Here is a 13,732-nt window from a genome sequence, read left to right as displayed (position 1 = left end):
CAAGCAGCGCGTCCGCCGTGCGGCGGACGGCGGCTGCGTGGAGTGATGCCGCATGCGTGATGCCGCACCGGTGGACACCATTGCTGCCATTGCCACCGCGTCGGGTGCGGCCGGCGTGGGAGTGGTGCGGGTGTCCGGTCCGGCAGTGCCGGCGATCGCCCGGCAGCTGCTCGGCCGCACGCCGCTGCCGCGACATGCCCACTTTGTCGCGCTGCGAGGCGGTGGCGGCGAGCTGATTGACCGCGGCCTGTTGCTGCATTTTCCCGCCCCGGCCTCCTACACCGGTGAGCACGTGCTTGAACTGCAGGGCCACGGCAGCGCGGTGCTGCTCGACGCGGTGCTGCGGCGCGTGTGCGAGCTTGGCGCCCGGCTTGCCCGTCCCGGCGAATTCACCGAGCGCGCATTCCTCAACGGCAAGCTCGACCTGGCCCAGGCCGAGGCCGTGGCCGACTTGATCGCGGCACGTTCGCAGGCGGCTGCGCGCGCGGCGCTGCAGTCGATGGAGGGCGCGTTCTCGCAGCGTGTGGCGATCCTGCTGCAGCAGCTGATCAGCCTGCGCGTGCATATCGAAGCGGCGATCGATTTTCCGGAAGAGGAGATCGATTTCCTCGCCGACCCCGAGATCACCAGCCAGCTCGATCAGCTGCGTGCCGGTCACGCCCAGCTTTTGCGCGAGGCGCGCCTTGGCCTTCGCCTCACCGACGGCCTGCGCGTGGCGATCATCGGCCGCCCGAACGCGGGCAAGTCGAGCCTGCTCAACGCGCTTGCCGGGCGCGACCGCGCGATCGTCACCGCGATCGCAGGGACCACCCGCGACGTGCTGCGCGAGAACGTCGCGCTGGATGGCGTATCGCTGGAGCTGGCCGACACCGCCGGCCTGCGCGAAACCGATGACGAGGTCGAGCGCGAGGGGGTGCGCCGCGCCCGACACGAACTGGCGGGTGCCGACGTCGCCCTGCTGGTCACCGAGCAGGACCATCTGGCGGAGGACCTGTGCCTGCTCGAGGGACTCGACGCCGCCGTCGCGCAGGTCGTCGTGGTCAACAAGATCGACCTTTCCGGCGCGTCAGCGGGACGCGACTGCGTGGCTGGACGCACCGTGCTGCGCTTGTCGGCGCGGCGCGGCGAGGGGCTCGATGCGCTGCGCGCGCATCTTCGCGAGCTCGCCGATCCCGGCGGCGGTGAAGGTGCCTTCAGCGCCCGTCGGCGACACGTTGCGGCGCTGGAGCGGGTCGGCGAACAGCTGGAGCGGGCCGACAGCGTGCTGCGCTGCCGCCGTGCCGGCGAGCTGGCGGCCGAAGAGCTGCGCCAGGCACAGCACGCGTTGGGCGAGATCACCGGCAGGTACAGCAGCGACGACCTGCTCGGTGCGATCTTCGGATCGTTCTGCATCGGCAAGTAGTGCCGGCGGGGTCAGCCGCCGGAACGCGCCAGGAAAGCCTCGAGTTCCCGCCGCGTAGGCATTCCCCCTTGCGCGCCGAGCTTGCCGACCGACAATGCGGCGGCGGCGCAGGCCATGCGGGTCGCCGCGGCGACTCCCTCGCCAAGGAACACCGCCAGCGCACCGTTGAAGGTATCGCCGGCGCCGGTGGTATCGACCACTGGCACCTCGAAGCCTGGCTGGTGGATGGCTGCAGCATCCTCCCGGTACCACGCGCCCTCTGCGCCGCGGGTCAGCACCACCGGACACGGCGCCTGCTGCATCAGCGCGCGGAAATCGTCGTCGGGCGCGGCGCCCAGCAGGGTGGCCAGCTCGTGCTGGTTGGGGGTCACGTAGCGCGCCAGCGCCAGCCAGTCACGTGGCACGCGCTGGGCCGGAGCCGGATTGAGAATGACCGGCACCCCCAGCCGATGTCCCAGCCGCACGGTCGCCTCCACCGTCTCCAGCGGTACCTCCATCTGCACCAGCACGGCATCGGCCCGGGCGATGCATGGACGGGCGCGTTCGACGTGCGTGGGCGTGAGGCGAGCGTTGGCTGCGGGAACCACCACGATCTGGTTGTCACCCTCGGCCACCGTGATCGAGGCCGTGCCGCTGCCCTCGTGCTCGAGCGTGGCGAGCTGGCCAAGGTCGATGCCCTCGCTGCGCAGGCCATCGCGCAGCTGCTGCCCGAATGCGTCCGCGCCGACTGCGCCCACCAGGGCAACTTCCGCGCCCAGGCGTGCGGCGGCCACGGCCTGGTTGGCCCCCTTGCCGCCGGGCACGGTCAGGAACCGATTGCCCAGCAGCGTCTCGCCAGGCGCGGGAAAACGAGGCGCCAGCGTGACCAGATCCATGTTGATGCTGCCGACAACGACGATGCGGACCATGCAACCTCCTAGACGCACGTGCAGCCCCTCAGCATACGCGATGGGCCTTGCTGCCTGGAGCAGCGCCTCGACAGCGATCGTGCAGTGGAATCTCTGACAAGCCCTCATCGCGGACGCCGACATGCACCTTCCGTGCCGGTGGCGACTACGCCATGGCCGACATGGGGGTGGTACCGGTGGATCGTGCCGCACACGGCGCACAGGCACGGTGCTGGAAGATTTTTCCCCACTGCCGGTGCAGATCGAGCGCGGCCGCGATTACCCCGGCGACGATCCCGCACGTGCCGTGGCGGATTCCATCATGGGAAGGCCAACCTCGCCGCCGAGGCGCAGGCCCGCAAGCACGTGTTCGGGATGGAGCTGCGCGGATCGAGATAATCACCGCGGCAGCGCGCCGGGCCGCAGTCCGGCTTGTACCAGCACGCCGCCCACCGATGACGGTGGTCCGCGCAGCGTGTGCGCCGATCGCCCGGCCTACTGAGCCCGGCCGACGCCGGAATCGCCCTGCTCGAGCGGCGGTGCGGTGCCGGCGACCGCCAGCAGCGACTGGGCGTAGCCGTCTTCGAGACTGATGGTGGAAACTTCTTCCCACGCAAAGAACGACGCCTCGCGCAGCCACTCGCCGTCAGGCGTGATCTCCTGCATGTTGAAGCCGTCTTCCTCGACGCTGATCAGGCGGCCGATGTAGCAGACCTCGGCCTCTTCCTCGCTGTCGACGTGGATGCCGATCACCGGCGCCTGCAACCCGGCGGCCTGCACCACCTCGCGAATGTTGTCCAGCGGAAACCCGCGCGGGAGCCGCGGCAGGATGCCCTTCAGGGCCAGCGCCTTCTCCATGAAGATGTGATGGGTGTCGGGCGCTTCCAGCTCGGTGATGTCGCGATGGCGCATCACGTACATGCCGTCGTAGGTGACTGCGTCGCCCACCACCCAGAGCAGGAAGAATTCACGTCCGACGCCGCCCACGTAGCCGCAGAAGCTGCCGTGTTCGAGATCGCCACGCCATAGCCGGATCAGCTGGTGCTTCTGCTGCGCTTCGCGCAGCTGGGCACGCTGGCCGGTGATTTTCAGTTCGATGACCTTGCCCATGGCGGCGATTTTAGCAGAGCGGGCGGCGGGGCTTGTTCACAGGATGTAGCGGCTCAGGTCTTCGTCCTGGACCAGTGCATTGAGGTTTTTATCCACGTAATCGGCGTCGATAAGATACTTTTCGCCACTTTTGTCGGCCGCCTCGTAAGAGATCTCCTCCAGCAGCCGCTCCATCACCGTATGCAGCCGCCTCGCGCCGATGTTCTCCGTGCGCTCGTTCACCTGGAAAGCCACCTCGGCCAGCCGGTCGATGCCGGACTCGGCAAACTCGACCGCCACGCCCTCGGTCTGCAGCAGCGCCACGTATTGCTTGGTGAGCGCGTTGCGCGGCTCGCGCAGGATGCGTCCGAAGTCACCCACGCTCAGTGCCGACAACTCCACCCGGATCGGCAGGCGCCCCTGCAGCTCGGGGATCAGGTCCGAGGGCCGCGCCAGCGAAAACGCTCCGGACGCGATGAACAGCATGTGGTCGGTCTTGACCGGCCCGTAGCGCGTGGACACGGTGGAGCCTTCCACCAGCGGCAGCAGGTCGCGCTGCACGCCCTCGCGGCTGATACCCGCGTGGCCGTGCTCGGATCGCTGCGCCACCTTGTCGATCTCGTCGATGAACACGATGCCGTGCTGCTCGGCGGCAAACACCGCCTGCGTGCGGACCTCCTCGTCATTGAGCAGCTTGCCCGCCTCCTCGTCGATCAGCAGCGGCCGGGCCGCCTTGATCGCCAGCTTCCGGCTCTGCGTCTTGCCGCCACCGAGGTTCTGGAACATCTGGCGCAACTGCGCGCCCATCTCTTCCATCCCGGGCGGCGACATGATTTCCACGCCCACGTTCTGCGCCACGTCGATCTCGATCTCGCGCTCATCCAGCGCGCCCTCGCGCAGCTGCTTGCGCAGCTTCTGGCGGGTGTCGTTGTCGCCGCCGCTGCTCGCCGTGTCATGACTCCAGTCCGACGGCGCCTGCCGACGTGGCAGCAACGCGTCGAGGATGCGGTCCTCGGCCCGGTCCTCGGCCTGCGTGCGCACGCGCCGCACCGCCTGCTCGCGGGTCAGCTTGTAAGCCACGTCGACCAGGTCGCGGATGATCGACTCGACATCCTTCCCGACGTAACCCACCTCGGTGAACTTGGTCGCCTCCACCTTCACGAACGGCGCGTTGGCGAGCGTGGCAAGCCGCCGTGCGATCTCGGTCTTGCCCACGCCGGTGGGGCCGATCATCAGGATGTTCTTCGGCGTGACCTCGTTGCGCATCTCCGGCTCCAGCTGCATCCGGCGCCAGCGGCTGCGCAGCGCGACGGCCACGGCGCGCTTGGCGTCGTGCTGGCCGATGATGAAGCGGTCAAGTTCGTTGACGATTTCGCGGGGAGTGAGCTCGGACATGACGCGGTCCTTCAAAAGCGGGGAACGGGGAACCGGGAACGTGTGATCCGTGCGTTGGCCGGAAGCACCACCGGTCGAGCATGGTCATGGCGGGAACGGTGGAGTCGCCGAGGACGGCACGTTTGCCGTCCCGGGTTTTTCGTCCCCGACACTTCTCACAGCTCTTCGAGAGACACGTTGTGATTTGTGTAGATGCAGATGTCGCCAGCGATCTTCAGCGCTTTTTCCACCACCGTGCGCGCGTCCATCTCGGTGTTCTGCAGCAGCGCCAGCGCGGCGGACTGGGCGAACGGACCGCCCGAGCCCATCGCGATCAGCCCGTGTTCGGGCTCCAGCACGTCACCGTTGCCGGAGATCAGCAATGACACGTCCTTGTCGGCTACCGCGAGCATCGCCTCGAGCTTGCCGAAGCGGCGATCGGTACGCCATTCCTTGGCCATCTCGACCGCGGCGCGAGTCAGGTTGCCGCCGTGCTTGTCCAGCTTCTGCTCGAACAGCTCGAACAGCGTGAATGCGTCAGCGGTAGCGCCGGCGAAGCCGGCCAGCACGTCGCCTTTGCCGAGGCGGCGGATCTTGCGCGCGTTGGCCTTCATCACCGTATTGCCGAGGGTGACCTGGCCATCGCCGCCGATCACGACCTTGCCGTGGCGACGCACGGAAACGATGGTGGTGGCGTGGAACGATTCCATGGGGGTTCCGTTGAAGACACGAACCGCCTCAGTGGGGCCCACCGCGATTGATTGCAAGCGCCTGACGCTCCCCCGCTGGCCTCACGTTCGGCCAGCAGCTGGATCGCCAAGCGCATCCAGAAAGGCCGTTGCCGCTTCCGCGGCGATGCATGCGGCGTGGTCTGGCTCGACCCGGATTGCGCCATCGCGCGGACCGTAGGGCCGGTATCGCGCCAGATTCGACCGGGTGAACAAGCCCAGCGTCGGTGTGCCAGTTGCGCAGGCCAGGTGCATCACCCCGCAGTCCGCGCTGATGTACGCGTCGCAAGCCGAAATCAAAGCGGCCATCCGACGCACATCGCTGGAATAAAACGCGGGGAACCTGCCATCCAGTTGCGAGCGGCCGTCCGCCGCGACCATTTCGATCACCCGCAGCGTCCGGTCGTGCGCCGACAGGCCGGCGATGAACTCGCGCCACCAGGATCCGGAAAGCCGCTTGCTTCCGGTGGCATTGGGGAAGATCGCAACCACCCGCGTGCCTCGTTCGGCAATTCCCGACGCCCCGAGCAGCTGGTCCAGCGTGGCGCGCCCATCGCGCAGTTCTTCCTCCCGCAGCCGGATCGCCAGCGACGGCATCGGCGCGGCGGACGGCTCAGTGCTGCCAAGTGCGCAACGCAGCGCATGGACCGCATCGAGGCCGAAGTGACCGTCGGCCTTGCCCCAGGCGGCGCGCCATGCGATGCCTGCGCGCGCCAGTTCAGCACCGTCGGCTGGCGGCGCGACCCACTGACGCGGCCGACACCAGTGCACAAGCCAGCGACCCGAACGCGAACCGCGGGCGCAGTCGATGGCGAGGTCATAGCGGCGGCGCCGGAGCGCGCGCAGCAGGCGAAACAGACGCACCGGATGATGGCCGGGCCGGCGCGTCAGTTGATGCACGTGGCGCACCTGCCGGAAGCCGGCGAGCAGATCACCGGCCGCCTCGCAGCCGGTCACCACGTCCACTTCGGCGCCCGGAAAATGTTGCTCCAACTCTGCCAGCAGCGGTGTCACGAGCAGCGTGTTGCCGAGGCGGTGGTTGGGCCGGAGCACCACGATGCGATGCACCCCACGCGCAACCAGCCCGCCGAGCGTGGCGCGTCCTTCCGCCCCCAGCGCTTGCGGCAACGCCAATGCGAGCGGAGAAACGGAGACGCGTTGCGGTGGGGTCGGCGCTGCCATCGAGCGGGCCTTGCGGTCGGGAGACGCCCGACTCTGGCGGCGGCGGCTTTCGCGCCGCTTACGCCGCCGCCACTGCGGCGATTCGCCATCACACGTAGGCGATCTACTTGCGCCGCGCGCGTGGATGCGCCGCGTCGTACACCTTCGACAGGTGCTGGAAATCCAGGTGGGTGTAGATCTGGGTGGTGGCGATGTCGGCGTGGCCGAGCAGTTCCTGCACGCCGCGCAGGTCGCCGGAGGATTCGAGCACGTGGCTGGCGAAGCTGTGCCGCAACAGGTGCGGGTGCACGCGCTTGAACAGGCCCTGCTGCTGCGCCAGCAACCGCAGCCGCAACTGCACCGCGCGCGGGGTGATCGGCCCGTTGCGGCCGGGGAACAACGGCGCGTCGTTCGAACCGGGTTGCGATTGCGAACGCCACTGCGCCAGCGCCGCGCGCGCATGCGACCCGACCGGCACGCTGCGCTGCTTGCGGCCCTTGCCCAACACCGTCACCAGGCCGTCGTCGAGATCCAGGTCGCGCCAGCGCAGGCCACACAGTTCCGACAAACGCAGGCCCGAGGAATAGAACAGTTCGAGCAGGGCGCGATCGCGCACGCCCAGCGCGGTGTCGGTCGGCACTTCGACCAGCACCTTGGCCTCGTCCGGATCCAGCACCTGCGGCAGCTTGCGCGGCGCCTTGGGCGGCTTGATCGCGGCGGCGGGGTTGGCCTCGATGCGGCCGTGCCTGAGCAGCCAGCGATAGAAGCTGCGGCACGCCGACAGGCGCCGCTGCACGCTCTTGGGCGAGAGCCCGCGGCGATGCTCGTTGGCGACGAACGCGCGCAGGTGCGCGGCGTCCAGCGCGTCGACCGCCATCCCCTGCGCCAGCGCCCAGGCATCCAGCGCACCGAGGTCGCGACGATAGGCATCCAGCGTATGCGCCGAGGCCTGGCGCTCGACCTGCAGGTGGTCGAGGAAGGCGTCGACCGGCGCGGTCGCGGCGTTCATCTCACGGCCGGTCGAAACGCCGCAGTGCCGTCGCCAGCGCCTCGCCCATCATCCGCAGGAACAGGGTGCCCATGCCCGGGTAGAAGCGGTTCGGATCGCGGCTGCCGACCGCGAGCAGGCCCAGGCCCGGCATCGGCAGCAAGGCGCTCGACTGCACTTCGTCGACGCGTGCGCCGTACAGCAGCGCGTTCTTGTCCGGATGCAGGCGACCGCAGATCGGTTCGGCATCGGCCAGGCAATCGCGGAAGGGCGCCAGCCGGGTATCGTCGGACGCGACCGCCTGCAGCCAGTCGACGTCGTCGAGCCCTGGCACGGGATCGAACAGCACCACCCGCACCAGGTCGCCCTGGAAATCCTCGGCCAGGGTCGCGGCCACCGCGCGCAGGGTGTCGGCGGCATTGTCCTGGCGCAGCAGGCCCAGCGTCAGCTGGTGCGTGCGCACCGCCAGCCGTTCGTTGTCCTGGGCGTTGCCGAACAGTTCGTGCAGGCGCCGGGTCAGTTCGCGGTTCTTGTCGCGCAGCACTTCGAGCTGGTAGCTGGCCAGCGACGCGGCCGGGCCGTCCTCGCGCGGCACCACCATGCTGATCGCAAGGTCGGGGAACTGCTGCAGGAACTGCGGATGCCGGCGCAGCCACGCGGCGACTTCATGCGCGCCGAGTTTTTCCTGCGCGTGCCGATCGCTGTCGCTCATGGATTCAATTCCCCTTCGAAGACAAACGTGGCCGGGCCGGCCATGCCGATGCTGACGGTATCGGCAGCCCAGTCGATGTTCAATTCGCCGCCGGGCAGAGCGACCACGACCTCGCGGTCGACGCGACCGCGCCGGATCAGGATCGCCGCGGCGGCACAGGCGCCGCTGCCGCAGGCCAGGGTTTCGCCGGCGCCACGCTCGTACACGCGCAGGGCGATACGGCCGCGCGACTGCACCTGGGCGAAGCCGACATTGACCGAATCCGGGAACGCCGCATGCGCCTGCAGGGCCGCGCCGAGCGTGGCCACCGGCGCGCGCGCGAGGTCGTCGACTTCGAGCAGCACGTGCGGGTTGCCCATCGACACCGCGCCGAACCGCAGCGACGCGCCGTCGACATCCAGCGCGTACTCGTCCTGGACCTGTCCGCAGCCCTGCAGCGGCACCGCCTGCGGCGCGAACTGCGGCACGCCCATGGCGATGCGGTAGCGGCCGCCGGCGAGCCGCTGCACCGCGTGGCTGCCGCTGGGGCTGTCGAGTTCGAATGCGTCGTCCTGCGCGGCGCCGTCGCGCACCAGCCACGCGGCCACGCAGCGCGCGCCGTTGCCGCATTGCGCGGCGGCGCTGCCGTCGGCGTTCCAGATCCGGTAACTGGCCAGCGCATGGGCGCTGCGCGGCGCTTCGATGGTCAGGATCTGGTCGCAGCCGACGCCGCGGTGGCGGTCGGCGAGATGCCGGCTCAGGGCAGGCGACGGCGGCGCGGCGCCCGCACGCAGGTCGAGCAGCACGAAGTCGTTGCCGGCGCCGTGCATCTTGCTGAAGCGCAGCGGCGCGGCATGGGCCATGGCTCAGCCGTTGCCGCCGCCATCGTCGACGGGCGGCGGTGCGTCGGGATCCGGCGCGGGCGCTGGCACGTCCGGCGTGCCGGTGTCGTCGGCGGGCGGTGGCACGGTGTCGTCGGGCGTTGCCGCCGGTTGCGGCGCCGGCGCGTGCTCGGCGGCCTGCTGTTCGGCGGCCTGGGACGGCTTGATCAACGGGCCCTTGTTGCCGCAGGCAGCCAGGCTGGCCAGTACGGCGGCGGCAATCGCATAGCGGAGGATGGTGTTCATGGCGCGAGTATAGCGGCGCCGGTTACCGGTCCGGCGCCGTGGCCACGCCAAGCTGGTCGAGCGCGAACGCATACATCTCGGCCAGTTCGCGGTAGCGGCGGAAACGCCCGGACTTGCCGCCGTGCCCGGCATCCATGTTGGTGCGCAGCAGGACCGGCCCGCTGGCCGTGTTCAGCTCGCGCAGGCGCGCCACGTACTTGGCCGGCTCCCAGTACTGCACCTGCGAATCCCACAGCCCGGTGCCGACGAACATCGCCGGATAGGCCTGCGCGCGCAGGTTGTCGTAGGGCGAGTAGCCGAGCATGTAGTCGTAGAACGCGCGCTGTTCGGGATTGCCCCACTCGTCGTATTCGTTGGTGGTGAGCGGGATGGTCGGGTCGAGCATGGTCGTGACGACATCCACGAACGGCACCTGCGACAGGATCACCCGGTATTTCTCCGGCGCGAGGTTGGCGATCGCGCCCATCAGCAGGCCGCCGGCGCTGCCGCCGTAGGCGGCGACACGATCGGGTGCGGCGAATCCCTCGCCCACCAGGAAATCGGTGACGTCGATGAAGTCGGTGAACGTGTTGCGCTTGTTGAGCAGGCGGCCGTTGTCGTACCACGCGCGACCCATTTCCTGGCCGCCGCGGATGTGGGCCACCGCATACACCATGCCGCGGTCGAGCAGGCTCACGACCGGGCCGTTGAACGCCGGGTCCTCGGAATGGCCGTAGCTGCCGTAGGCGTATTGCAGCATCGCGGCGCTGCCGTCCTTGCGCAGGCCCTTGCGGTACACCACCGACACCGGCACTCGCGTGCCGTCGCGCGCGGTCGCCCACAGGCGTTCGGTGGCGTAGGCGTCCGGTTCGTAACCGGGCACCGCCTGGCGTTTGAGCAGGCGCCGCGCGCCGCTGCCGGTGTCGAGTTCGTAGGTGGTCGCCGGCGTGGTCAGCGAGGTATAGACATACCGCAGCAGCGGCGTGTCGGGTTCGGAGTTGGCCGACAGCCCGATCGAATACGCCGGCTCGTCGACCTGCACGAGGCTGGTCCCGCCATCGCCGCGGCGCAGGCACAGGCGCTCGAGCCCGCCACTGCGCTCGGCGATGGCGATGAAGTCGTCGAACAGTTCGTAATCGTCGATGAACACGTCGTCGCGATGCGGCACCAAGTCCTGCCACTGCGCGCGCGAACCGGCGTCGCTGGGTGCGGTCGACAGCTTGAAGTTGGTCGCGCCGGCATCGTTGCTGCGGATCACCCAGCGGCCGCCGAGGTGGTCGGCCTGGTATTCGACATCGCGCGCGCGCGGGGCCAGCACCCGGAACTCGACCGGATCGGACGCCGGCGCGTAGCGCAGTTCGCTGGACACGGTGCTGTCGAGTTCGATGCACAGGAAGCGATCGTCGCGGCTGCGATCGATGCCCATGTAGAAGCTGTCGTCGTGCTCCTCGTAGACCAGCGCGTCGTCGCTGGCGGGCGTGCCGAGCACGTGCTGCTTCACCCGCACCGTCAGCAGCGTGTCCGGATCGTTCTCGACATAGAACAGGGTGCGGTTGTCGTCGGCCCAGACCAGGTTCGGCGCGACGCCGCCGATCGTCTCCGTGGCCTCCACGCCGGTGGCGAGGTCGCGGAACCGGATCGTGTACTGGCGCCGGCCGACCGCATCCTCGGCCCAGGCCAGCCGCATGTTGTCCTGGCTGATGGCGTAATCGCCGATGCTGAAATAGTCCTTGCCCGCGGCCATGGCGTTGACGTCGAGCAGCACCTGTTCGCCGTCGCTGCCGGCTTCCACCGCCGCCAGCACCGCGGCGGCATCGGCGCCGGGATGGTCGGCGCGGCGCGCATGGATCGGGTAATCCTTGCCGGCCTCGAAGCGGCTGTAGTACCACCAGCCACGCTCGCGATACGGCACCGAGGTGTCGTCCTGGCGGATGCGGCCGACGATTTCCGAGTACAGCTGCGCCTGCAGCGGCTCGAGCGGGGCCAGCAGCGCGTCGGCGTAGGCATTCTCGGCATCGAGGTGGGCGATGACTTGCGGGTCCACGCGCTTGTCGTCGCGCAGCCAGTAATAGGCGTCCTCGCGTTCCGCGCCATGCGGCGCGCGCACGACATGCGGGGTTTTTGTCGCGCGCGGCGGCTGCGGTCGATCGCTCACTTGGCCAGTTCCCGCCACAGGAACGCGTAGGTCAGCGCCCACACGTGGGCCTGCTGGGCATTGGTGGCGCCGGCGCCGTGGCCGCCCTCGACGTTCTCGTAATAGCGCACGTCCTTGTCGGCGGCGAGCATCTCCGCCGCCATCTTGCGGGCGTGGCCGGGATGCACGCGGTCGTCGCGGGTCGTGGTCCAGATGAAGGTCGGCGGATAGTCCTTCGCCGGGTCGAACAGCTGGTAGGGCGAGAAGGTCCGGATGTAGTCCCAGTCGGCGGTGTCCGGATCGCCGTACTCGGCCATCCACGACGCGCCGGCGAGCAGGTGGCTGTAGCGCTTCATGTCCAGCAGCGGCACCTGGATCACCACCGCGCCGAACAGCTGCGGGTACTGCACCAGCATGTTGCCCACCAGCAGGCCGCCGTTGCTGCCACCCATCGCGCCCAGGCGTGCGGGCGAGGTGACCTTCTTCGCGATCAGGTCCTGCGCGACCGCGGCGAAGTCCTCGTAGGCCTTGTGCCGGTTCTGCTTGAGCGCGGCCTGGTGCCAGCGCGGGCCGTATTCGCCGCCGCCGCGGATGTTGGCCACGACATAGACGCCGCCCCCGCGTTTATCGGTCGCCTCCAGCCAGCCGCGGCCGACCGTGCCCGAATACCCCGGCGTCAGCGACACCTCGAATCCGCCGTAGCCGTACAGCAGGGTCGGATGGCTGCCGTCGAGCGCCATGCCTTTGGGATGCACGATGAAATACGGGATGCGGGTGCCGTCGAGCGAGGTCGCGAAATGCTGTTCGATCACGTCGTGCGAGGCGTCGAAGAACGCCGGCATCGTCTTCAGCATTTCCGGCGCGCTGCCGAGCTGCGCCAGCGACAGCGTGCTCGGGGTCAGGTAGTCGGTGGCGACCAGCCACACCGCATCGCTGTCGTCGGGATCGACCGCAGTCACTTCCAGCGTGCCGAAATCGGGCGCGCCGACGAACGCCGCGCGCGTCCAGCCGCCGTCGCCGGGCGTGAGCACGCTCAGCCGGTTCTTGACGTCGTCGAGCACGTTCAGCACGAGGTGGTGGCGGGTCCAGGCGTAGCTCTCCAGCGAGGTGTGTTCGTCGGGCTCGAACAGCACCTCGAACGCGCGCTTGCCGGCCATGAAGTCGTCGAACTTCGCCGCCAGCAATGCGCCCGAGGCATAGGTGCGGCCAGCGACGGTCCACGGATCGCGCAGCTGCAGCAGCAGCCACTCGCGATGCACGTCCTTGCGGATCGAATCGGGGACGTCGATCTTGGCGAGCTGGTTGTCGGCGCCGCGCAGGTACAGTTCGTCGCTGTAGAAATCCAGCGTGCGGCTGACGAAGTCGCGGGCGAAGCCGGGCGTGCTGTCGTGGTAGGCGCCGATCGCCAGGTCCTCGGGCTTGCCCGCGTAGACCTGGGTCGCGGCCTCGAGCGGGGTGCCGCGCTGCCACAGCCTGGCGATGCGCGGATACCCGGACGTGGTCATGCTGTCGGGTCCGAGCTCGGTCTGCACGAACACATGGTCGCGGTCGATCCAGCCGAGCGAGCCCTTGGCCTCGGGCCGGAAGAACCCGTCCTTGACCCACTGCTTGTTCGCAAGGTCGAACTCGCGGGTGACGTCGGCATCGCTGCCGCCGCGCGACAACGCCACCAGGCAACGCGCGTAGTCGGGCTTGAGGCAGTCGGCGCCGTGCCAGACCCAGTTCTCGTGCTCGGCCTGCGACAGGGCATCGAGGTCGATCACGGTTTCCCATTGCGGTTGCGGCTTGCGGTACTCGTCGAGCGTGGTGCGGCGCCACAGCCCGCGCACGTGCTCGGCGTCCTTCCAGAAGTTGTAGTAGTACGCCCCGATCTTCTCGGCCAGCGGGATCTTGTCGCGCGAGTCGAGCACTTCGAGCAGGCGCGACTGCAGCGTTGCGAAACCCGGGTCGGCGGCCAGTTCGGCCTCGGTGCGCGCGTTCTGCTGCTTCGCCCAGGCCAGCGGCTTGTCGCCGGTGATGTCTTCCAGCCAGGCGTAGGGATCGGGGGTGGTCATGGCGGCCTCGCGCGGTGCGTCGGCGGCCTGGGCCGGTGCAAGTGCGGCGACCAGCAACCACGCCAGCGCAGCGCGTGCAACGGTCATCGATCCAGACATGGGCAGCCTCGCGGATTGA

General features: G+C 69.1%; 12 protein-coding genes. 1 reads left to right on the top strand and 11 read right to left on the bottom strand.

Going from position 1 to position 13,732, the window contains the following annotated elements; all coding sequences use genetic code 11:
• Positions 1-52: 52 nt before the first annotated feature.
• On the top strand, positions 53-1,402 hold the full coding sequence (mnmE, locus tag VFG40_RS01575; protein WP_324894179.1) for a tRNA uridine-5-carboxymethylaminomethyl(34) synthesis GTPase MnmE: 1,350 nt from the start codon (positions 53-55) through the stop codon (positions 1,400-1,402).
• A gap of 11 nt (positions 1,403-1,413) precedes the next feature.
• Here mnmE and rbsK read toward each other — a convergent pair whose 3' ends face one another.
• The 11 genes from rbsK to VFG40_RS01520 all read right to left on the bottom strand — a co-directional run bounded on the left by rbsK (position 1,414) and on the right by VFG40_RS01520 (position 13,701).
• Positions 1,414-2,310: a ribokinase gene (gene rbsK, locus VFG40_RS01570; protein ID WP_324894177.1), complete on the bottom strand. Its 897-nt coding sequence runs from the start codon at positions 2,308-2,310 to the stop codon at positions 1,414-1,416.
• A gap of 474 nt (positions 2,311-2,784) precedes the next feature.
• A complete protein-coding gene (locus VFG40_RS01565; protein ID WP_324894174.1) occupies positions 2,785-3,399 on the bottom strand; it encodes a hypothetical protein in 615 nt (204 codons plus the stop codon).
• Positions 3,400-3,435: 36 nt separating this feature from the next.
• Positions 3,436-4,773, bottom strand: a complete 1,338-nt coding sequence (hslU, locus tag VFG40_RS01560) for an ATP-dependent protease ATPase subunit HslU (protein ID WP_324894172.1) — start codon at positions 4,771-4,773, stop codon at positions 3,436-3,438.
• Positions 4,774-4,928: 155 nt separating this feature from the next.
• Positions 4,929-5,462: an ATP-dependent protease subunit HslV gene (gene hslV, locus VFG40_RS01555; RefSeq protein ID WP_324894170.1), complete on the bottom strand. Its 534-nt coding sequence runs from the start codon at positions 5,460-5,462 to the stop codon at positions 4,929-4,931.
• Positions 5,463-5,543: 81 nt separating this feature from the next.
• Positions 5,544-6,662, bottom strand: a complete 1,119-nt coding sequence (locus VFG40_RS01550) for a glycosyltransferase family 9 protein (protein WP_324894168.1) — start codon at positions 6,660-6,662, stop codon at positions 5,544-5,546.
• Positions 6,663-6,765: 103 nt separating this feature from the next.
• A complete protein-coding gene (xerC, locus tag VFG40_RS01545) occupies positions 6,766-7,650 on the bottom strand; it encodes a tyrosine recombinase XerC (RefSeq protein ID WP_324894166.1) in 885 nt (294 codons plus the stop codon).
• A 1-nt stretch (position 7,651) separates the two neighbouring features.
• A complete protein-coding gene (locus VFG40_RS01540) occupies positions 7,652-8,341 on the bottom strand; it encodes a DUF484 family protein (protein WP_324894164.1) in 690 nt (229 codons plus the stop codon).
• Entirely contained in the window at positions 8,338-9,183 is an 846-nt protein-coding gene (gene dapF, locus VFG40_RS01535; protein ID WP_324894162.1) for a diaminopimelate epimerase, read from the bottom strand. Before dapF ends, VFG40_RS01540 begins: the two co-directional genes overlap by 4 nt.
• Positions 9,184-9,186: 3 nt before the next feature.
• Positions 9,187-9,447, bottom strand: a complete 261-nt coding sequence (gene lptM / locus VFG40_RS01530; protein ID WP_324894160.1) for an LPS translocon maturation chaperone LptM — start codon at positions 9,445-9,447, stop codon at positions 9,187-9,189.
• A gap of 22 nt (positions 9,448-9,469) precedes the next feature.
• Positions 9,470-11,581 (bottom strand): S9 family peptidase, encoded by a 2,112-nt coding sequence (locus tag VFG40_RS01525; RefSeq protein WP_324894158.1) that lies wholly within the window; start codon positions 11,579-11,581, stop codon positions 9,470-9,472.
• On the bottom strand, positions 11,578-13,701 hold the full coding sequence (locus VFG40_RS01520) for a prolyl oligopeptidase family serine peptidase (RefSeq protein ID WP_324894156.1): 2,124 nt from the start codon (positions 13,699-13,701) through the stop codon (positions 11,578-11,580). Before VFG40_RS01520 ends, VFG40_RS01525 begins: the two co-directional genes overlap by 4 nt.
• Between the last annotated feature and the right edge of the window lie 31 nt (positions 13,702-13,732).

The organism is Dyella sp., assembly GCF_035685805.1.
Lineage (GTDB): Bacteria > Pseudomonadota > Gammaproteobacteria > Xanthomonadales > Rhodanobacteraceae > Dyella_A.
Note: the sequence above shows the minus strand (reverse complement) of the source record. Positions and strands in the feature narration are given on the sequence as shown.

What these genes read in the sequence shown, in the direction of transcription:
- mnmE (WP_324894179.1), top strand. Translation starts at nt 53, where the DNA reads ATGCGTGATGCCGCACCGGTGGACACCATTGCTGCCATTGCCACCGCG.
- rbsK (WP_324894177.1), bottom strand. Translation starts at nt 2,310, where the DNA reads ATGGTCCGCATCGTCGTTGTCGGCAGCATCAACATGGATCTGGTCACG.
- VFG40_RS01565 (WP_324894174.1), bottom strand. Translation starts at nt 3,399, where the DNA reads ATGGGCAAGGTCATCGAACTGAAAATCACCGGCCAGCGTGCCCAGCTG.
- hslU (WP_324894172.1), bottom strand. Translation starts at nt 4,773, where the DNA reads ATGTCCGAGCTCACTCCCCGCGAAATCGTCAACGAACTTGACCGCTTC.
- hslV (WP_324894170.1), bottom strand. Translation starts at nt 5,462, where the DNA reads ATGGAATCGTTCCACGCCACCACCATCGTTTCCGTGCGTCGCCACGGC.
- VFG40_RS01550 (WP_324894168.1), bottom strand. Translation starts at nt 6,662, where the DNA reads ATGGCAGCGCCGACCCCACCGCAACGCGTCTCCGTTTCTCCGCTCGCA.
- xerC (WP_324894166.1), bottom strand. Translation starts at nt 7,650, where the DNA reads ATGAACGCCGCGACCGCGCCGGTCGACGCCTTCCTCGACCACCTGCAG.
- VFG40_RS01540 (WP_324894164.1), bottom strand. Translation starts at nt 8,341, where the DNA reads ATGAGCGACAGCGATCGGCACGCGCAGGAAAAACTCGGCGCGCATGAA.
- dapF (WP_324894162.1), bottom strand. Translation starts at nt 9,183, where the DNA reads ATGGCCCATGCCGCGCCGCTGCGCTTCAGCAAGATGCACGGCGCCGGC.
- lptM (WP_324894160.1), bottom strand. Translation starts at nt 9,447, where the DNA reads ATGAACACCATCCTCCGCTATGCGATTGCCGCCGCCGTACTGGCCAGC.
- VFG40_RS01520 (WP_324894156.1), bottom strand. Translation starts at nt 13,701, where the DNA reads ATGACCGTTGCACGCGCTGCGCTGGCGTGGTTGCTGGTCGCCGCACTT.